The sequence below is a fragment of the Prauserella oleivorans genome, assembly GCF_042685745.1.
Taxonomy (GTDB): Bacteria; Actinomycetota; Actinomycetes; order Mycobacteriales; family Pseudonocardiaceae; genus Prauserella_A; species Prauserella_A oleivorans.
Genome location: NZ_JBHUNT010000001.1, coordinates 328,837 through 346,490 on the forward strand (window position 1 = coordinate 328,837; position 17,654 = coordinate 346,490).

Here is a 17,654-nt window from a genome sequence, read left to right on the forward strand (position 1 = left end):
AGCCGGGCCTGCGGTGCCCTCCAACGGCGTAGGGCACCCTCCGCGGCCCCCGAACCCGGCAAAAGGGCTAATCTCGTGGGGAACACCATTCCACTCGCGTAGCACCGGAAGGGAGCGAGCATGCTCTACCTGCTCGCGGCGATCGGCGCCCTCACCATTGCCGTGCTGTTGTGGCGAGTCCTCGGCGCCGAGCGAGTCGGCGTGGCGACGCGACAGGCCCCGATCGCTCCGGACGACGACCCGGAGTTCCTGCGCAAGCTCGGCGAGCAGAGCAAGAAGCCGTCGGACGACGACGACAAGAGCTGACCTGTTCCCGGTGCGCGACCCGGCGTCGGCGGGCGCGGCGCCACGTCCGGCGGCGCACACACTGTCACGCGCGTGAAGGGCCCACTCGGCGCGGCCTGAACCACGCACCCGGCGCCGCGTCCCGGAAAACTCGCGCGCTCAGCGGACGATGCGGTCGCTGGCGAAGCCGTCCGCGACGGTAGCCGCGAGTTCGAGCAGAGCGGTCCGCGTGGCCTTCTCCAGCCGGTCCAGGTCGATCTCCGCGCCCTCTTCCAGATGCGGGTCGAACGGAATCCGCACGACACCTCGAGTCCGCGCGGCGAAGTGTGCCGTCAGCTTGTCCAGATCGACCGACCCCGACTTCGGGCGCACGGAGTTGATGACCGTCACCGAGCGCTTCACAAGCTCGCCGTAGCCGTGGGCGTCGAGCCAGTCGAGCGTCGCCGACGCGCTGCGTGCCCCGTCGACCGAGCCGGACGACACGATCACCAGCGAGTCCGCCAGGTCCAGCACACCTTTCATGGCGGAGTGCATCAGCCCGGTGCCGCAGTCGGTGAGCACGATGTTGTAGAAGTGCTCGAGCAGGTCGACGGTGCGCCGGTAGTCGTGCTCGGAGAACGCCTCCGACACGGCCGGATCCTGCTCGCTGGCCAGGATCTCGAGCCTGCTGGACCCCTGGGACGTGTAGGCCCGCACATCGCTGTAGCGCGTGATGCGGTCGGCGTCCCGCAGCAGGTGCCGGACGGTGGCCGTCGTCTCGATCGGGATCTTCTGCGACAACGTGCCCCGGTCCGGGTTGGCGTCGACGGCGATGACCCGGTCACCGCGCAGGGATGCGAACGTGGAGCCGAGCGTCGTCGTGGTGGTGGTCTTGCCCACCCCGCCCTTGAGGCTCAGCAGACCGATCTTGTAGCAGCCGCGCAGCGGCTGGTTGACCCGTGCGATCAGCTCCCGCCGCCTGCGGTCGGCAGGCCCCTCCCCGGGGTTGACGAGCTTGCCCGTGCCGAGGTAGAGCGCCTTGCGCCAGCCCGACTGCGGTGCCCGCTTCACGCGCCGCACCAGCTGCGCGCCGGTGAGGTCGGTACCCACGGCCTGCTGCCGGCCGCGCTGAGGCTGCGGCAGGGGCGGCTGCGCGCCGTTGCCGTGCCCGTACTGCGGTTGCGGGGTCAGCGGCGGGAGGTTCGGGTCATAGCCCGGCTGCTGAGCGGGGTACTGCGCGGCCGGTGGCTGGGCCGGTTGGGCTTGTGGTGGTTGTACCGGCTGCATTGGTTGTGCCTGAACGCCCAGCTGCTGTTGCGCCGGTTGCGCCGGGTGGGCCGTCGAATCCGTACTCGCCTCGGAAAAGAGCGGCGATTCCTGCCCGCCGGGATCGTTGGGTGCGGTCACCGCGTTCATTCCTCCGATGGTTGCGAGGTGTCTCCCCTCTGCCTACGCCTGCGACGTTAACCGCCGGGGCCGCGTTCCGTCAGCCCACTCCGGCATACGAGTGAAGACCCGTGGTCACGAGGTTGACGAAGAACAGGTTGAACACCGTGGCCGCGAACCCGACGACGTTGATGATCGCCGCGCGGTTGCCGCGCCAGCCCGCGGTGGCACGGGAGTGCAGGTACGCGGCGTAGATGATCCACGCCACGAACGCCACGGTCTCCTTCGGGTCCCAGCCCCAGAACCGGCCCCACGCGGCCTCGGCCCACACCGCGCCGCACAGCACGCCGAAGGTGAACACCGGGAAGGCGAACACGGTGGTGCGGTAGGCGATGCGGTCGAGCACCTCCAGCGACGGTAGCTTCCCGGCGAACCGGGCGAACTTCTCCGGGCGCTTCTCGTTGCGCGACTTGATCAGGTACAGGATGCTCGCCACGCCCGGCACCAGGAACACACCGGACGACGCCGCGGCCGCCGAGACGTGGATGACCAGCCAGTACGACTGCAGCGCGGGCTGCAGCGGCGCCGCGACCGCGTACAACCAGGTGCCGCCGATGAACATGAGGATCACGACGGGCAGCAGCACGAACATCGAGAGGTGCCGCGCCGGGGCCTTCCGCAGCACCACGAGCCACGCGATCACGGCGACGAGGCACGTGATCATCACGTACTCGTACATGTTGCCCCACGGCACGCGGCTGGTCGCCAGCCCGCGCAGGACCAGCGCCGCGGCGTGCAGCAGCACACCGAGGACGGTCAGCGCCACGCCCATCCGGCCGATCCGCTCGGCCTTGGTCCGCGGAGCCCGCCCCGCCGGCGTGTCGGCCGTTCCGGTAGCCGTGTCCGCCGTTGCGGTAGCCGTGTCCGCCGTTGCGGTAGGCCCGCCGGCACCGACGAGCTCGCGGGTGCGGGTCCGCTCGGCGGCCTGCCTGCCCTTGCGGCCGAACGACTGCTCGACGAGGAAGAACACCATGGCCAGCACGTAGATGGCCACGGCCGTCGTGTAGGACCAGTCGCTGTACTGCGACAGCGTCTCGTTCACCGGCATCAGGATGCCTTTCTGTTCCGGCCGAGGAGGTCGTCCGCGATCCGGGTGAACTCCTCGCCGTACCCGGCTTGATCGGTGCGGGCGAGCCCGCCCACTTCTACTACGGTAAGTCGTTGGTCAACGCCGGTACCGGCAGGGGCGACGCGCACCCACAGTCGGCGCCGCTTGATGAACAGCGACCCGCCGAGGCCGACGAACATCACGATCGCGAAGCCCAGCACCCAGTTCTGCGTCGGGTCGTGCGACACCTGCAACGACACGAACCGCTCGACCCCGTCGAACCGCACGCGCGTGCCGTCGTCCAGCGTCAACGACTCACCGAGGCGCAGGTTCTCGCGCGCGACCTTCTGTAACCGGCCGGAGTCGACCATGGACTGATCGATCTCGAAAATCGACTGCCCGCGCCCGGAGTCGACACCGAGGTCGCCGCGCATGATGTCCACCGCCACCGCGGGATCGTTGAGCTGCGGATTCGAGGAGCTCAGGATGTTCCCGTGCAGCACGGCCGTCGGCGCGAACAGCCCGGTGACCGCGAGCTGGCTCTTCCGGCGCTGCACGGGGTCGGTGATGCCCGGCTGTTCGAACTTCGTCGCGCCCTCCGACAGCCACGTCGTCTGGTCGACCGGCCGCCACTGGATCGTCTGCGTCCGGCTGGTGCCGTCCGGGAAGGTGACCGTGAACGTCGGCGCGTAGCCGTGGCCGAGCAGGTAGAGCCGGTCGCCCGCGGTGCGCAGCGGCTCGTTGACGGCCAGCTGGTACGGCTGCCACGTACCGGCCTCGAGACTCTCCCCCGCCTGGTAGTCGATGTCGGCCTCGTAGGCCAGGGGCTGGCCGTTCGGGGCGAACGTGGCGTGGAAGTCGTTGACACGCACGCAGAACGGGTTCAGTTCGGTGCCGTCGACCCGCAGCCCGGGCTCGAAGGAGTCGTAGTTGTAGATGCCGGAGTTGCAGAACTCCGAGCCGTCGGCCAGCACGATGACCTGGCCCTCGTAGGAGTACAGGGCGCCGAGCGCGAACGTGGCGATCACGCCGAGCATGCCGAAGTGGAACGCCAGGTTGCCCGCCTCACGCGCGTAGCCGCGCTCGGCGCTGAGGCTGCGAACGCCGTCGGCCTCCTCGCGCTCGGTCAGCCGCCAGCCACGCAGCCGGCGCTTCGCGGCCGCGAGCACCTCGTCGACGTCCCCGGGCACCTCGGCGCGCGCGTGGTGCGGCATGCGGGCGAGGTTGCGCGGCGTGAGCACCGGCTTCGCCCGCATCGAACGCACGTAGTCGGCGGTGCGCGGCACCAGGCAGCCGACGATCGACACCATCAGCAGCAGGTAGATCGCCGAGAACCAGACGCTCGAGTAGACGTCGAAGAACTGCATCCGGTCCAGCAGCTCGCCCCACCAGCCGTTGCGCTCGATGTAGGCCCGCGTCTCGGCCTCGTTGATCGAACGCTGCGGCAGCAGGGCACCGGGCAGAGCGGCGAGCGCGAGCAGGAACAACAGCACCAGGGCGGTGCGCATCGACGTCAGCCCGCGCCAGGTGTTGCGCACGAACGCCAGCGCACGGCGCGTGGGCGTCGGGCGGTACTGCTCGCGCTCGGGGCTCAGGGTGCTGGTCACAGCGGCAGCCTCGTGTCGGTGATGAATGCGTCCCGCAGCCAGCCCACCAGCTCGCCCCACATCCCGGTGACGAGCAGGATCCCGACCACGAGCAGCAGCCCGCCACCGAAGAGCTGGACGCGGCGGCCGTTGCGACGTAACCAGTCGGTGGCGCTGACCGCCCACCGGGCACCCGCCGCGATGAGCAGGAACGGCACGCCGAGGCCGATGCAGTAGACGAGCACCAGCAGGAACCCGCGGGCGCCCGTGCCGCCGCTGGCGGTGGCGATGGCGAGCACACCCGACAGCGTCGGCCCGATGCACGGCGTCCAGCCGAGGCCGAACACCGCGCCCAGCAGCGGCGCGCCCCACAGCCCGGCCCGCGGCACGTGGTGGGAGCGGAGGTCCTTCTGCAAGCCGGGGATCAACCCGAGGAACACCAGCGCCATCGCGATGGTGAGCACGCCGCCGATGCGTTGCAGGGCCTCCATGTTGACGGCGATCGCGTCGGCCAGCCACACCAGGCTGCCGACTCCGGCGGTGAAGACGACCGTGAAGCCCAGCACGAACAACGCGGCGGCGCCGACGACGGCCCGGCGGCCCTGCTTGGGGGTCTCGTCCGCGCGGACCGCGGGAGCGTCCGCGCCGACCAGCGCGGCGAGGTAGGCCAGATAGCCCGGAACCAGCGGCACGACACACGGCGACGCGAACGACACGGTGCCGGCGAGCAGGGCCACCACCGCGGCGAGCAGCAGCGGGCCGGACATCGCCAGCTCGGTCGCATTCACGACCCTCAGCGTAAGGAATGGGTTTCCTGTGAAGTCCGCTGGGCCCCGTCACCTGCGCCGATGCGGCCCAGGTCACTGGATCGGGGCGCCGGTGCGCCCGCGGACCCGACGCGCGTCAGCGCTCAGCGGCGAGCTCACGCACCACCGGGAGGAGGTCCTCGGCGAGCAGCTCCCGCAGGTACACCGCCGCCACGCGGCCCTGCCTGTCCACCACGATCGTCGACGGCACCACGTTGCGCGGGTACCCGGTCAGTTGCAGCAGCGACCGCCCGGACGGGTCGTAGATCGACGGGTACGTCAGGCCGCGGTTACGCATGAAGTCCTGCGGCGCGGCCCGGTCGAAGTCCCGCACGTCCACGCCGAGCACCTGCACGCCCTGATCGCGCATCCGGTCCTGAACCTTCTGCATCTCGGGCGCCTCGGTGCGGCACGGTCCGCACCACTGGCCCCAGATGTTGACCACCACGACCTTGCCGCGATAGTCGGAAACGGCGATCCGCTTGTCCTGGTCGAAGAGGTCCTCGCCGGCCAGCTCCGGCAGCGGCTGCCGCTCGGCACCCTCGTACCGGATGTCGGTCTGGCCGCCGGGTGCCACGAAGTTGAACGAGCTGCCCCCGGGCGACGAGCAGCCCGCCATCAGCAGCAGCACGGCTCCCAGGACGGCGGCGAACAGACGGCGGGCGGTCATGCGCCGGTCACCGTCGGATCGGTGTGGCCGGCCGGTTCGCTGTAGACGATCTCGGTGAGCGCCTCGCCGTCGAACACCAGGCTGGTCAGCGACGCGAGCGAGCACTGCCGCCTGCGCGGGTCGTGCCAGAGCCGCTTGCCTTCGAGGAACCGGCGCACCGTCCAGATCGGCAGCTGGTGGGACACGCACAGCGCCTCGTAGCCCTCGGCGACCGCGCGCGCCCGGTACACCGCGCCCAGCATCCGGCGGGCGATGTCGATATACGGTTCGCCCCACGACGGCAGCACGGGGTTGCGCAGCTTGCTCCAGTGCCGAGGCTGCCGCAGGGCACCGTCGCCGACGCTCACGTGCAGGCCTTCGAACTGGTTGGCGGCCTCGATGAGCCGTTCGTCGGTGGCCACGTCCAGCCGGTGGGCCGCGGCGATCGGCGCCGCCGTCTCCTGCGCCCGCTCGAGCGGTGAGGCCACCACGTGCACCAGGCCGTGCCCCGCCAGCGCCTCGGCGACGGTCAGCGCCTGCTGCTTGCCCCGCTCGGAGAGGCTGAAGCCGGGCATGCGGCCATAGAGCACACCCGTGGGGTTGTGCACCTCGCCGTGGCGAAGCAGGTGGACGATCGTCCGCGTCATGGCCGCTCCGGCTCGGTGGCCGCGGCCGCCGCGCGAGCCGCAGGCCCGACCGCCGACTCGATCACCTCGAACGCCGCGTCATCCATCGCCGCGTTGACGAACCATGCCTCGAAAGCACTCGGCGGCCCGTAGACGCCTGCGTCCAGCAGCGCGTGGAAGAACGGGGCGAACCGCCACGTCTGCGTCGCCGCGACCTCGGCGTAGTTGCGCGGCCGGGTCTCGCCGAAGAAGACGCTCACCAGGTTGCCCGCGTAGGAGACGGTATGCGCGACGCCCGCCTCGGTCAGCGCGTCGTCGAACAGGGTGCCGAGCCTGCGGGCGTTGGCGTCGAGGGCGCGGTAGACGTCGTCGTCCGCGGCCCGCAGGGTGGCCAGGCCCGCGGCGACGGCGACGGGGTTCCCGGACAGCGTGCCCGCCTGGTAGACGGGGCCGCTCGGCGCGAGCTTCGCCATGACGTCGGCGCGCCCGCCGAACGCGGCCGCGGGCAGCCCACCGGACATCACCTTGCCGAACGTGTAGAGGTCGCCCGGCACGCCTTCCAGGCCGTACCAGCCCGCGGCCGAGACCCGGAAGCCCGTCATGACCTCGTCGATGATGAGCAGCGCGCCGTGGGCGTGCGCGATCTCCCGCAGCTGGGCGTTGAAGCCCTGCGCGGGCGGGACGGCGCCCATGTTGCCCGCGGCGGCCTCGGTGATGATCGCGGCGATCGAGTCGGGGTTCTCGGCGAACGCCTGGCGTACCGCGTCGACGTCGTTGTACGGCACGACGATCGTGTCGGCGGCCTGCGCCCCGGTGACGCCGGGCGAGGTGGGCAGGCCGAGCGTGGCGATGCCGGATCCGGCTTGGGCGAGCAGCGCGTCGACATGGCCGTGGTAGCAGCCGGCGAACTTGACGATCTTGCTGCGACCGGTGAACCCGCGGGCCAGCCGGATCGCGCTCATCGTCGCCTCGGTGCCGGAGTTGACCAGGCGCACCTGCTCGACCGGCTCGACGCGGCGGATGATCTCCTCGGACAGCTCGACCTCGCCGATCGTCGGCGTGCCGAACGACAGGCCGGCCGATGCGGCGTCGCGGGCAGCCTTGACGACGGCCGGGTGCGCGTGACCGAGGATCATCGGTCCCCACGACGACACGAGGTCGACATAACGGTTGCCGTCGACATCCCACAGGTACGGACCCTCGCCGCGCACCATGAACCGCGGGTCGCCGCCGACCGCGGCGAACGCCCGCACCGGCGAGTTGACGCCGCCCGGCGTGGCCGCCGTGGCCCGTTCGAACCAGGACCTGGACTGCTCAGTGCTGCTTGCGCCTGTCACGGCTGCCAGTCTCGCAAAAGCCCGTCAGGCCTCGTCAGCCCGGCCTTCCTGGCGTGACGTGCGGTACCTGCGCCGCCGGGCGCGCACGCCGAGCATCAGCTGGCGGACCGCGTCGAGCACGAGCACCCCGCCGACGGCGGCCAGCCCGACGGCGATGCCGATGCGATCACCCGCGTAGACGCGCGACACCAGCTCGGTGCCGTCGTCGAGCCGTACGGTGACCGTACGGACGGCGGCGCCCCAGCTGAGCACGGCACCCCACCCGGCGAGCCCGGCCACCAGCAGCTCGACGGCCGCGACCGCCAGCCGCCACGGCTGGTGCAGCCGCGCGTTCGGCTGTCCGGACGTCACGGGCAGAACGACCTCACTCACGGCGCGAGTTTCTCACGCGCTGTTTCCTCGCCTGCGCCAGCGCCTCGCGGAGTGCGCCTGCGTCACCGGCCCAGGCGACGACGTGGCTGCCGTCGGTCAGTGTCAGCGGCACGGCCTCGTACCGTCGCGGCACCGTGAGCCCGCCGCCCAGCACGCGGGTGCCCGGCTTCGGGGCGCCATCGGACACGGCGGCGATGTCGGCGATCTTCAGGTGCTCCTGACCCTGAGTCAGGTGGGTGCCGGTGACGCGGACGCGGAGGAACCGGCGCCGCGCGTACACCCACACGGCGTTGAGCCAGAGCAGCCCGACGCCGGTGATGATCCACATGAGCGTGTGCGGGCGGTCCCCGATGGCCAGCTCGACCAGCAGCCCGGCCGCGGCGATCAGCGGGCCGAACAGCATCGGCCAGCGCGGCGCGCCCGGCTCCGCGTAGAGCTCGGCGGCCGGGTCGGTGTCCGGCTCGCGGGTCGGGTCGGCGGTCACAGCGACTTCGGCACCTTCGGGTAATAGTCCTGCACGGTCGGCAGGTACAGCAGGGCCGTGGCCACCAGGGCGAGGAACGCCGCCGCGAGCGTCACCAGGTTCGAGAACAGCAGCAACTGGAACAGCAGCAGGACCACCGCGAGCACGGTGAGCACGGTGCGCGCCGAGCGGGTGCCCTCGCGGGCCTTGTAGGCGAAGAGCGCGAAGAGGACCGCGAACACGACGGCGCCCACGAACAGCGTCCACAGCAGCGTGGTGGTGCCGGAGGCGATCTGGTCGGTGGTGATGCGCTCGTCGTTGTTCATCTCGACGAGCGTGTCGATGATCTCCTGCTTGGCCGTGAGCGTCAGGCCGAAGCCGGCGATGAGGACGAGACCGGCCACCAGAAACAGCGCGAACGAGACCTTGACCGGCGTCGGCGGGTTCACCTTCGGGCGTTCGTCTCCGGGCAGGCTGGGCGCGGGCGGCAGGCCCCGGGCGCGTCGCTGGTCGTCCGTTTCGTCTGCATCGCTCATCTGACGGACTCTAACCGCTCGCGACCCGCCCCGGGCAGACCGTCCGGCCGTCACCGGCGAGGTGCGACACGGCGACGCAGACGGCAGACACGGCGACGCAAGCGACCGACACGGCTACCTGGACGGCAGACACGGCGAGGCTCAGTCGAGCCAGCCGGCGGCCTCGGTGGCCCAGTAGGTGAGGACCATGTCGGCGCCCGCGCGGCGGATCGACGTGAGCACCTCGAGAATCGTGCGTTGCCGGTCGAGCCAGCCGTTGGCGGCGGCGGCCTCCACCATCGCGTGTTCGCCGGAGATGTTGTACGCCGCGACCGGCACCGGCGACATCTCGGCGGCGGCCTTGATGACGTCCAGATAGGACAACGCGGGCTTCACCATGATCGCGTCGGCGCCCTCGGCGAGGTCGAGCTCGATCTCGTGCAGCGCCTCGCGCGCGTTGCCCGGATCCTGCTGGTAGGTCTTGCGGTCGCCCGTGAGCTGGGAGTCCACGGCCTCGCGGAACGGGCCGTAGAACGCGCTCGCGTACTTGGCGGAGTAGGCGAGGATGCCCACGTCGGTGAACCCGGCGTCGTCGAGCGCTCGCCGGATGACGCCGACCTGGCCGTCCATCATGCCGCTGGGCCCGAGCATGTGCGCGCCCGCACGCGCCTGGGCGAGCGCCATCTCGGCGTAGCGCTCCAGGGTGGCGTCGTTGTCGACGCGGCCCGCGCTGTCCAGCACGCCACAGTGGCCGTGGTCGGTGAACTCGTCGAGGCACGTGTCGGCCATGATCACGGTGTCGTCGCCGAGCTCGGAGCGCAGGTCGCGGAGAGCGACGTTGAGCACACCGTTCTCATCGGTGGCGCCGGAGCCGATGGCGTCGTGCACCTTCGGCACGCCGAAGATCATCAGCCCGCCCACACCGGCGCGCACGGCCTCGACCGCCGCCTTGCGCAGCGAGTCCCGGGTGTGCTGGACGACGCCGGGCATGCTGGAGATCGGGCGCGGCGACTCAGCGCCCTCGGCGACGAACATGGGCAGGATCAACTGGCGCGGCCGCAGCGTGGTCTCACTGACCAGCCGGCGCAGCGCGGGCGTGCCCCGCAACCTCCGGGGCCGATGCTCGGGAAACACGCTCTCGACGGTACTCCGCCCGGCGCCGTTCCGGTCACCACGCCCGGGCCGCCGAGGCCGGGCAGGCCCCGGCACGCTCGCCTGCACAGTGCACGCGCTCGGCCGCGCAGCGGTGTGTGAACGCGCGGCCGTGGGCGCCTCACCGTCCAGCACGGACCCCCGCAGGTGGCCCGGGAACCGTCCTCAACAGACGGTTCCGGACAACGTTTTCCGCTCAACCACAACCGTTTTCCGCTCCCGAAAGACCTGGCGTCCGGGTGGGTGGACACGTAGCATGCCCGGACGACGATTGCCGCGGATCACCTCACTCAACCCACGGAGGGTCATGGCCACGATCCACGACGTCGCGAAGCTCGCGGGGGTGTCGACGTCGACCGTCTCCCGGGTGCTGTCCCGCTCGCGATCGGTGCAACCGGAGTCGGCCAGGAAAGTGCTCGCGGCGGCCGAGGAGCTGGGCTACCGCTACAACGCGGTCGCGCGAGCGCTGCGCACCCACCGCTCGAACACCATCGGCATGCTCGTCCCGCAGATCTCGAACCCGTTCTTCCCCGCGCTCGTCGAGGCGGTCGAACGCCGCCTGCAGGCCGAATCGCTCGAGTTGTTCCTCTGCGACTCCCAGCGGGACGTCGAGGTCGAGGCCAGGCGGCTGCGTGCCCTCGTGGAACGCCAGGTGGACGGGATCATCATCAGCCCATACGACTTCACGGCCAGTGCGCCTGCCGTCGCCGACCTCGTCGGCCGGATCCCGATCATCCAGGTGGACCGCCGGGTCGAGGGCTCGCTCACCGACTGGGTCGGCGTGGACGACGCGGCCGGGTTCGCGCAAGTCGTCGATCACCTGGTGGCCACGGGCAGGCGGCGGCTCGCGTTCGTCAGCTCGCAGCTCACCAACTACTCGGCACACGCCCGGCTCTCCGCGATCACCACCACGCTGGACGACCACGGCCTCTCTCTCGCCCAGCCGCCGCTGCTCGGCAGCTTCGAGGTGGCGTGGGGCCTCGACGCGGCGGAGCGGATCGACCTCACGCGGGTGGACGCCGTCGTGTGCGGCAACGACGCGATCGCCCTCGGCATGCTGCGCGGGCTGCGGCGCGCGGGCGTGTCGGTGCCCGGCGACGTCGCCGTCACCGGTTTCGACGACATCAGCTTCGCCGCGATCTCCGACCCGCCCCTCACCACCGTCAGCCAGCGCTGGGACGTGATGGCCGGCGAGTGCGTGCGGCTGCTGCTCGAACCCGCCGGGCGCGGAGCCGCCCGCCGCGTCGCCGTGACGCCTACCCTGCAGGTGCGGGAGTCGACGCCGGACCGGCCGGACACCACACCGGAGGAGCGATGAGCCTGGACGTGCTGAGCCTGACACGGGAACTGGTCGCGGTCGACACCATCGGGCACGGCGAGAGCGACGCCCTCGCCGTGGTGGCACCCCGGCTGGAGAACGCGGGCTTCACCGTGGAGATCATCGAGCACGAGCCCGGCCGCGGCACCCTGGTCGCCGACTGGCACACCGGTCTCGACACACCGCCGTTGTGCCTCTCCGGCCACGTCGACACCGTGCCGCTGGGTGGGGCGCCGTGGCAGCACGACCCGTTCCGCGCCGAGCCGGACGGCGACCGGCTGTACGGCCGGGGCACGAGCGACATGAAGGGCGGCGTTGCCGCGATCGTCGCGGCGGCGTCCAAACTGGCCGCCACCCGGCCGCGCCGCGCGGGGCTCCGGCTGGTGCTCACCGCGGCCGAGGAGACCGGCTCGGCCGGCGCCCGCGCGGCCGCCGACCGCCTGCGCGGCCGCCCGGCCGGCCCGCTTGTGATCACCGAGCCGACCGGCAACGCCGTCCTGCACGGCCACAAGGGCGCCCTGTGGTTGTCGGCGCTGGCCGGCGGGGTCACCGCGCACGGCTCGATGCCGCATCTCGGCGACAACGCCGTGTACAAGCTCGCCCGCGCGGTCGGCAGACTGGAGACGTACGCGTTCGACGCCGAGCCGCACGCGGTGATGGGCGCGCCGACGCTCAACGTCGGCACCTTCCACGGCGGGCTCAACACGAACTCGGTGCCCGACAGCGCCGAGGCGACCATCGACATCCGCACCGTCGCCGGCCAGGACCACGGCAGCGTGCTGGCGAGCCTGGCCGAGCGGGTGGGCGACGAGGTCCGGCTGTCGCCGCTGGTCGACCTGCCTCCCGTGTGGACGGACCCGGCCGACGAGTGGGCGGCGTCGGTGGCCGAGATCGCCCGCGAGATCACGGGAAGCCAGGACAGCGAGCCGCGGGCCGCCAGCTACTTCACCGACGCCTCCGTGCTCACCCCCGCACTCGGCGGCGTCCCGACGGTCATCTGCGGGCCCGGCGAGGCCGAGCAGGCCCACGTCACCGACGAGTGGGTATCGCTGCGCAAGCTGGCCGAGTCGGTGGCCATCCTCGAACGCGTCTGCGTCGCCTGGTGCGGGCTCTGAACAGCACAAGGGCCACCCCCACCGCATCGCGGTGACGGTGGCCCCGGCGCCGATGTCAGGAGCGGCGCGTGCGCTTGGCCTTGCGAGGCGGCGGCAGGGCGCCCTCGGCCCGCAGCTTGGCGGCGTGCGCCGCGAGCGCGTCCACGAGCTCGATCACGTTCGGCTGCTCGGGCTGGACGTCGACGCGCAGGCCGAACTCCGTCGCCGTCTCCGCCGTCTTCGGCCCGATGCACGCGACGAGCGTGCGCGCGTGCGGCTTGCCCGCGATGCCGACCAGGTTCCGGACGGTCGACGACGAGGTGAAGCAGACCGCGTCGAAACCACCGGTCTTGATCATCTCGCGGGTCTCGGCGGGTGGCGGCGCGGCCCGCACGGTGCGGTACGCCGTCACGTCGTCGATCTCCCAGCCGCGGTCCTTGAGCCCGGCCGACAGTGTCTCGGTGGCGATGTCGGCGCGCGGCAGGAGCACGCGGTCCACCGGGTCGAGCACGTCGTCGTACGGCGGGAACTCCGCGAGCAGGCCCTCGCTCGACTGCTCACCGGACGGCACGAGCTCCGGGATGATGCCGAACGACCGCACCTTCGCCGCGGTCGACTCGCCGACGCAGGCGATCTTCACGCCCGAGAACGCCCGCGCGTCCAGGCCGAACTCGGTGAACTTCTCCCACACGGCACGCACGGCGTTGGTCGAGGTGAACACGATCCACTGGTAGCGCCCGTCGACGAGCCCCTTGACCGCGCGCTCCATCTGCGCCGGGCTGCGCGGCGGCTCCACCGAGATGGTGGGCACCTCGTGCGAGGAGGCGCCGTGGCTGCGCAGCCGCTCGGCCATGTCGCCCGCCTGCTCCTTGGTGCGCGGCACGAGCACCTTCCAGCCGTACAGCGCGCGCGACTCCCACCATGACAGCTTCTGCCGGTTGCCGACGGCCGAGCCGATGGTCACGACCAGGGAGCCGGCGAGCTCGCCCGCGTCGGCGCTCAGCGACGCGAGGGTGGTCTCCACCGTGCGCTGGGTGTTGATGGTGCCGTTGGACGTCACCGCGACCGGGGTCTGCGCCGCCATGCCATTCTCGACGAGCTCGGAGGCCGCCTCGGCGAGGTGGCTCGACGTGGCGTGCAGCACGATCGTGCCGGGGGTGTGGGCGAGGCCGGCCCAGTCGACCTCGGAGCGCACGTCCACCTCGGTGTGAGCGCCGCCGAGCGCCACGCCGGCATAGGCCGGAACGGCCACCCCGGGCGACACGCCGGGCACGATGTCGAATACGGCACTGGTCCGCGACACGGCCTGCACCTCGGCCACCACGGCCGGCTGTGTGAGGGGGTCACCGGCCACGAGCCGCAGCACGAGCCTGCCCGCCTTCGCCTCCGCGGTCAGGTCCTTGGCGACGTCGCCGGGCTCGCCGACCGCCGGGCGGACCTCCGCCTCGGGCCCGGCGTAGGCCAGCGCGCCGGACGGCACATCCGGGTCCGTCACCACAAGGTCGGCCTTCGCGAGCAGCTCCTGGGCGCGGACCGTGAGCAGTCCGGCGTCACCGGGGCCCGAGCCCACGAAGGCGACACGCCCCGTGGTCTTGCGTGCGCGGGTCATCTACTTCGTCTCTCCTCTTGGTCGGCCGCCAGGGCACACGACGGCCGAGTTCGTTCTTCTCGTGCTTCTTCGTCAGCGCGACAAGGCGCCGGCACCGAGGTCGAGCAACTCGGCGGCCAGTGCGCGGCCAAGCTTGTCCGCTTCGTGCATCTCGGCCACGGCAGACGCCCGGAGAATCTGGACGGAGTCGCCTTCGACCCCGGTGGCGGCGATCCCGCGCAGCGAAAGGCGTTCGATCACCGACCCCTCGCTGTCCAGGTCTTCCACGACGTCGGCCAATGCGCCGACGGGGGCGCTGCAACCGGCCTCGAGCGCGGCCAGCATGGCCCGCTCGGCCGTCACGGCGACCCTGGTCGCTTCGTCGTCCACGATGGACTGAAGCAGGTGTTCGGTGTCCACGTCGTCGACGCGGGTCTCGACCGCCAGCGCTCCCTGCGCGGGAGCAGGCAGCATCTGGAGCGGGTCGAGTGTCTCGGTGATCTCGTCGACACGACCGACCCGGGAAAGGCCCGCTCGCGCGAGCACGACGGCGTCCAGCTCGCCGGACGTCACCTTGCCGATGCGGGTGTCGATGTTGCCGCGAATCGGCACCACACGCAAACCGAGCCCCAGCGCGCGCAGCTGCGCGATCCGCCGCGGCGAGCCGGTGCCGACGACCGAACCGGGCGGCAGTTCGCCCAGCGTCAGGCCGTCGCGCGCGATGAGCGCGTCCCGGGGGTCTTCCCGCGGCGGCACGGCTGCCAGCACGATGCCCGGCTCCGGCGCGGTCGGCAGGTCCTTGTACGAGTGCACGGCCACGTCGACCCGCTTGTCCAGCAACGCCTCGCGCAGTGCCGAGGTGAACACGCCCACGCCGATCTCGGCGATGGGCGCGCTCGAGCGGTCGCCGGGCGTGGAGACCGTGACGATCTCGACGTCGCACCCGGCGTCGGTGAGCATCTTGGCGATGGTGCCGGTCTGCGCGACGGCCAGCTTGCTGCCGCGCGTGCCGATGCGGATGGTGCGCCCCGCGGCCGCCCCGTCGGGAGCTGCCGGGCGGGCGGAGGGAGTGTCAGCCACGCTTGTCACCGTCGATCTGGTCGTGCTTGGAGCCTGCCGAGGGGCTGGATACGATCGTCGGCGCCTGCGGGTCGAGCTCGAACAGCTCGCGCAGCGCGGTCGCGTAGTCCGTGTCGTTCGTCTCGGCGGCGAGTTGCTTCACCCGCACCGTCGGCGCGTGCAGGAGTTTGTCCACGACCCGCCGGACCGTGCGGCCCAGCTCCTCGCGGACGTCGGGTTCAAGGCCGGGCAGCCTCCGGTCGAGCCGGAGCAACTCGGCGTCGACGACCTCGGCGGCGCGCTTGCGCAGGGCTGTCACGGTCGGTGTGACGGCGGCACTGCGCTGGCCCGCGAGGTAGGCGCGGACCTCGTCGAGGATGATGCCCGAGGCCTTGGCGGTCTGCTTCTCCGAGGTGCCGCTACCGGACTCCTTCATGCGGCGGCGCACGGTGTCGAGGTCAACCAGTGTCACGCCGGGAAGCTCGCCGACACCCGGGTCGACGTCCCTCGGCAGTCCGAGGTCGCACACCACGAGCGGGGCGTCCGGGCGCGGCCGCACGTGGTCGGTGTCGAGCACGGCGTCCTTCGCGCCCGTGCAGACCACGGCCACGTCGGCATCGGCGACAGCGTCGGCCAGCCGGTCGAGCGGCATAGCACTGGCGGGCACGCCCTGCTCGGCGACGGACGCCGCGAGGCGTTCGGCGTTGGCGAACGTGCGGTTGGCCACGGTGATGCCGCCGATGCCGGCCTTGCGCAGCTGCGACGCCGCGAGCGCACCCATCGACCCGGCGCCGACCACGAGCGCGTGCTTGCCCTCGAGCTCACCCGCCGCGGACAGCGCCGCGGAGACGACGGACGCGCCGAGCGCGTCGAGCCCGGTCTCGGTGTGCACACGCTTGCCGACGCGCAGTGTCGTCTGGATCAGCTCGTGCAGGACGCGCCCGACGGTGCCCGCCTCGCGCGCGGTCGCGTAGGCGGCACGCACCTGGCCCAGGATCTGCGTCTCGCCGACCACCATCGAGTCGAGCCCGGAGGCGACGGAGAACACGTGCTCCACCGCCGCGCCCGCGTAGTGCACGTAGAAGTTGTCGTAGAGCTCACCCGGCTCCATGCCCGCCTGGCGGGCGAGCACCTCGGAGATGTCGGCGAGCCCGCCGTGGAAGGTCTCGACGACCGCGTAGGCCTCGATGCGGTTGCATGTCGAGAGCAGCATGACCTCGGAGATGTGCTCGGCCTGCTGCAGCTCGTGCAGCACCTTGGGCAGCTCGGCCGCGGGCACGGACACCCGCTCCAGCGTCGTGAGATCGGCCGTCCGGTGGGACAGCCCGAGAGCGAGGATGCTCATGACGGCATCACCACGCCCTCATCCGCTGCTCCCGGGATCGGATCCTCGACCACCTGGCCGTTCACCTTGTTGTCCGCCCTTCGCGCCACATGAAAGGACAAGATCTGCAGTTCCACCGCCAGGTCGACCTTTCGTACCTCGACATGTTCCGGTACCTGCAGCACCACCGGCGCGAAGTTCAGGATGCACTGCACCCCGCCGGCGACGAGCCGGTCACACACCGTTTGAGCTGCGGCAGGCGGCGTCGCGATCACTCCGATGGAGATCTGGCGCTCCGCACACACGACGGGAATGTCGTCGAGGTGTGAGACGGGTACGCCACCCACCGGCACCCCGATCAGATCCGGATCGATGTCGAAAAGCGCCTCGACCGGAAAGCCCCGACCGGGAAAGCCACCGTAATTAGCCAACGCATGTCCGAGGTTACCGATTCCCACCACGGCGACGCGGTGCTGGCGGGTGAGCCCGAGCGTGCGCTCGATCTGGCCGATGAGCACCTGCACCTCGTAGCCGACGCCACGCGTGCCGTAGGAACCGATGTAGGACAGGTCCTTGCGCAGCTTGGCGGAGTTCACGCCGGCCGCCGCGGAGAGCTCCTCGCTGGACACCGTGGTGCCGCCCTGCTCGGCCATCGCGGAGAGAATCCGCAGGTAGACCGCCATTCGCGCGACGGCGGCCTCCGGGATCGCCTTGACGCGCGCCTCCGGGTCGGCGCCGTTCTCGGTGACGGCGGGCAGCTCAGCGGTGGGGGCGTTGTCGGCGTCGGGCCCGCGCCGGGAGCCGGTGCGCTTGTGCGCGGCGGCTCCGTTGCGCCGGCCCCGCTGTGCCACCACGCTGGCTCTCCTGTCACCGAAATCGAGAGGTAAACCCTTGACCGTGGGCGCGCGACCGTGTTCGATACCGGCGCCGCTCGGTGGCATTACGGTAGTTCATTTGTGAACGCGTGCACAAAGCGGCTGGTGACGGACTTGACCCGCGCCACATTC

The 17,654-nt window shown here is 71.5% G+C and carries 18 protein-coding genes; 3 read left to right on the forward strand and 15 right to left on the reverse strand.

Annotation, left to right across the window (positions count from 1 at the left end; genetic code table 11):
* Positions 1–120: 120 nt before the first annotated feature.
* The gene (locus tag ACFSZT_RS01545) at positions 121–306 is read left to right on the forward strand and encodes a hypothetical protein (RefSeq protein WP_377387578.1); all 186 of its coding nucleotides are present in this window, start codon (positions 121–123) and stop codon (positions 304–306) included.
* Between the two features lie 138 nt (positions 307–444).
* Here the strand turns inward: ACFSZT_RS01545 and ACFSZT_RS01550 are convergent, their stop codons facing one another.
* The 11 genes from ACFSZT_RS01550 to hemB all read right to left on the reverse strand — a co-directional run bounded on the left by ACFSZT_RS01550 (position 445) and on the right by hemB (position 10,246).
* Positions 445–1,689: a MinD/ParA family ATP-binding protein gene (locus tag ACFSZT_RS01550; RefSeq protein WP_377478380.1), complete on the reverse strand. Its 1,245-nt coding sequence runs from the start codon at positions 1,687–1,689 to the stop codon at positions 445–447.
* Positions 1,690–1,750: 61 nt separating this feature from the next.
* On the reverse strand, positions 1,751–2,758 hold the full coding sequence (gene ccsB / locus ACFSZT_RS01555; protein ID WP_377387584.1) for a c-type cytochrome biogenesis protein CcsB: 1,008 nt from the start codon (positions 2,756–2,758) through the stop codon (positions 1,751–1,753).
* Positions 2,758–4,365, reverse strand: a complete 1,608-nt coding sequence (gene resB / locus ACFSZT_RS01560; RefSeq protein WP_377387586.1) for a cytochrome c biogenesis protein ResB — start codon at positions 4,363–4,365, stop codon at positions 2,758–2,760. The genes ccsB and resB overlap by 1 nt, the downstream gene beginning before the upstream one ends.
* Positions 4,362–5,111: a cytochrome c biogenesis CcdA family protein gene (locus ACFSZT_RS01565; protein ID WP_377387825.1), complete on the reverse strand. Its 750-nt coding sequence runs from the start codon at positions 5,109–5,111 to the stop codon at positions 4,362–4,364. Before ACFSZT_RS01565 ends, resB begins: the two co-directional genes overlap by 4 nt.
* 136 nt (positions 5,112–5,247) lie before the next feature.
* On the reverse strand, positions 5,248–5,820 hold the full coding sequence (locus ACFSZT_RS01570) for a TlpA family protein disulfide reductase (RefSeq protein WP_377387589.1): 573 nt from the start codon (positions 5,818–5,820) through the stop codon (positions 5,248–5,250).
* The gene (locus ACFSZT_RS01575; RefSeq protein ID WP_377387592.1) at positions 5,817–6,446 is read right to left on the reverse strand and encodes a histidine phosphatase family protein; all 630 of its coding nucleotides are present in this window, start codon (positions 6,444–6,446) and stop codon (positions 5,817–5,819) included. The genes ACFSZT_RS01570 and ACFSZT_RS01575 overlap by 4 nt, the downstream gene beginning before the upstream one ends.
* The gene (gene hemL / locus ACFSZT_RS01580) at positions 6,443–7,762 is read right to left on the reverse strand and encodes a glutamate-1-semialdehyde 2,1-aminomutase (protein ID WP_377387595.1); all 1,320 of its coding nucleotides are present in this window, start codon (positions 7,760–7,762) and stop codon (positions 6,443–6,445) included. The genes ACFSZT_RS01575 and hemL overlap by 4 nt, the downstream gene beginning before the upstream one ends.
* A 24-nt stretch (positions 7,763–7,786) precedes the next feature.
* Complete coding sequence (locus ACFSZT_RS01585; protein ID WP_377387598.1) at positions 7,787–8,134, reverse strand: hypothetical protein; 348 nt, start codon at positions 8,132–8,134, stop codon at positions 7,787–7,789.
* Positions 8,127–8,618, reverse strand: coding sequence for a hypothetical protein (locus tag ACFSZT_RS01590; protein WP_377387601.1), 492 nt, complete (start codon positions 8,616–8,618; stop codon positions 8,127–8,129). The genes ACFSZT_RS01585 and ACFSZT_RS01590 overlap by 8 nt, the downstream gene beginning before the upstream one ends.
* The gene (locus tag ACFSZT_RS01595) at positions 8,615–9,133 is read right to left on the reverse strand and encodes a hypothetical protein (RefSeq protein ID WP_377387604.1); all 519 of its coding nucleotides are present in this window, start codon (positions 9,131–9,133) and stop codon (positions 8,615–8,617) included. Before ACFSZT_RS01595 ends, ACFSZT_RS01590 begins: the two co-directional genes overlap by 4 nt.
* A gap of 141 nt (positions 9,134–9,274) precedes the next feature.
* Positions 9,275–10,246, reverse strand: a complete 972-nt coding sequence (gene hemB, locus ACFSZT_RS01600; RefSeq protein WP_377387607.1) for a porphobilinogen synthase — start codon at positions 10,244–10,246, stop codon at positions 9,275–9,277.
* A gap of 325 nt (positions 10,247–10,571) precedes the next feature.
* Between hemB and ACFSZT_RS01605 the strand changes: the two genes are divergently transcribed.
* Both ACFSZT_RS01605 and ACFSZT_RS01610 read left to right on the forward strand, forming a co-directional pair.
* Entirely contained in the window at positions 10,572–11,582 is a 1,011-nt protein-coding gene (locus ACFSZT_RS01605; RefSeq protein WP_377387610.1) for a LacI family DNA-binding transcriptional regulator, read from the forward strand.
* On the forward strand, positions 11,579–12,697 hold the full coding sequence (locus ACFSZT_RS01610; RefSeq protein WP_377387613.1) for a M20 family metallopeptidase: 1,119 nt from the start codon (positions 11,579–11,581) through the stop codon (positions 12,695–12,697). Before ACFSZT_RS01605 ends, ACFSZT_RS01610 begins: the two co-directional genes overlap by 4 nt.
* Positions 12,698–12,752: 55 nt before the next feature.
* Here the strand turns inward: ACFSZT_RS01610 and ACFSZT_RS01615 are convergent, their stop codons facing one another.
* The 4 genes from ACFSZT_RS01615 to ACFSZT_RS01630 all read right to left on the reverse strand — a co-directional run bounded on the left by ACFSZT_RS01615 (position 12,753) and on the right by ACFSZT_RS01630 (position 17,501).
* On the reverse strand, positions 12,753–14,285 hold the full coding sequence (locus tag ACFSZT_RS01615) for a bifunctional uroporphyrinogen-III C-methyltransferase/uroporphyrinogen-III synthase (RefSeq protein ID WP_377387616.1): 1,533 nt from the start codon (positions 14,283–14,285) through the stop codon (positions 12,753–12,755).
* A 72-nt stretch (positions 14,286–14,357) separates the two neighbouring features.
* Positions 14,358–15,344, reverse strand: a complete 987-nt coding sequence (gene hemC / locus ACFSZT_RS01620) for a hydroxymethylbilane synthase (RefSeq protein ID WP_377387619.1) — start codon at positions 15,342–15,344, stop codon at positions 14,358–14,360.
* Positions 15,337–16,668, reverse strand: a complete 1,332-nt coding sequence (locus tag ACFSZT_RS01625; RefSeq protein ID WP_377387622.1) for a glutamyl-tRNA reductase — start codon at positions 16,666–16,668, stop codon at positions 15,337–15,339. The genes hemC and ACFSZT_RS01625 overlap by 8 nt, the downstream gene beginning before the upstream one ends.
* Positions 16,665–17,501: a redox-sensing transcriptional repressor Rex gene (locus ACFSZT_RS01630; RefSeq protein ID WP_377387624.1), complete on the reverse strand. Its 837-nt coding sequence runs from the start codon at positions 17,499–17,501 to the stop codon at positions 16,665–16,667. Before ACFSZT_RS01630 ends, ACFSZT_RS01625 begins: the two co-directional genes overlap by 4 nt.
* Between the last annotated feature and the right edge of the window lie 153 nt (positions 17,502–17,654).

Bases quoted from the DNA above. Each gene is read 5' to 3' on its own strand.
- ACFSZT_RS01545 (WP_377387578.1), top strand. From the start codon at position 121: ATGCTCTACCTGCTCGCGGCGATCGGCGCCCTCACCATTGCCGTGCTG.
- ccsB (WP_377387584.1), bottom strand. From the start codon at position 2,758: ATGCCGGTGAACGAGACGCTGTCGCAGTACAGCGACTGGTCCTACACG.
- ACFSZT_RS01565 (WP_377387825.1), bottom strand. From the start codon at position 5,111: ATGTCCGGCCCGCTGCTGCTCGCCGCGGTGGTGGCCCTGCTCGCCGGC.
- ACFSZT_RS01570 (WP_377387589.1), bottom strand. From the start codon at position 5,820: ATGACCGCCCGCCGTCTGTTCGCCGCCGTCCTGGGAGCCGTGCTGCTG.
- ACFSZT_RS01575 (WP_377387592.1), bottom strand. From the start codon at position 6,446: ATGACGCGGACGATCGTCCACCTGCTTCGCCACGGCGAGGTGCACAAC.
- ACFSZT_RS01595 (WP_377387604.1), bottom strand. From the start codon at position 9,133: ATGAGCGATGCAGACGAAACGGACGACCAGCGACGCGCCCGGGGCCTG.
- ACFSZT_RS01605 (WP_377387610.1), top strand. From the start codon at position 10,572: ATGGCCACGATCCACGACGTCGCGAAGCTCGCGGGGGTGTCGACGTCG.
- ACFSZT_RS01610 (WP_377387613.1), top strand. From the start codon at position 11,579: ATGAGCCTGGACGTGCTGAGCCTGACACGGGAACTGGTCGCGGTCGAC.
- ACFSZT_RS01615 (WP_377387616.1), bottom strand. From the start codon at position 14,285: ATGACCCGCGCACGCAAGACCACGGGGCGTGTCGCCTTCGTGGGCTCG.
- ACFSZT_RS01625 (WP_377387622.1), bottom strand. From the start codon at position 16,668: ATGAGCATCCTCGCTCTCGGGCTGTCCCACCGGACGGCCGATCTCACG.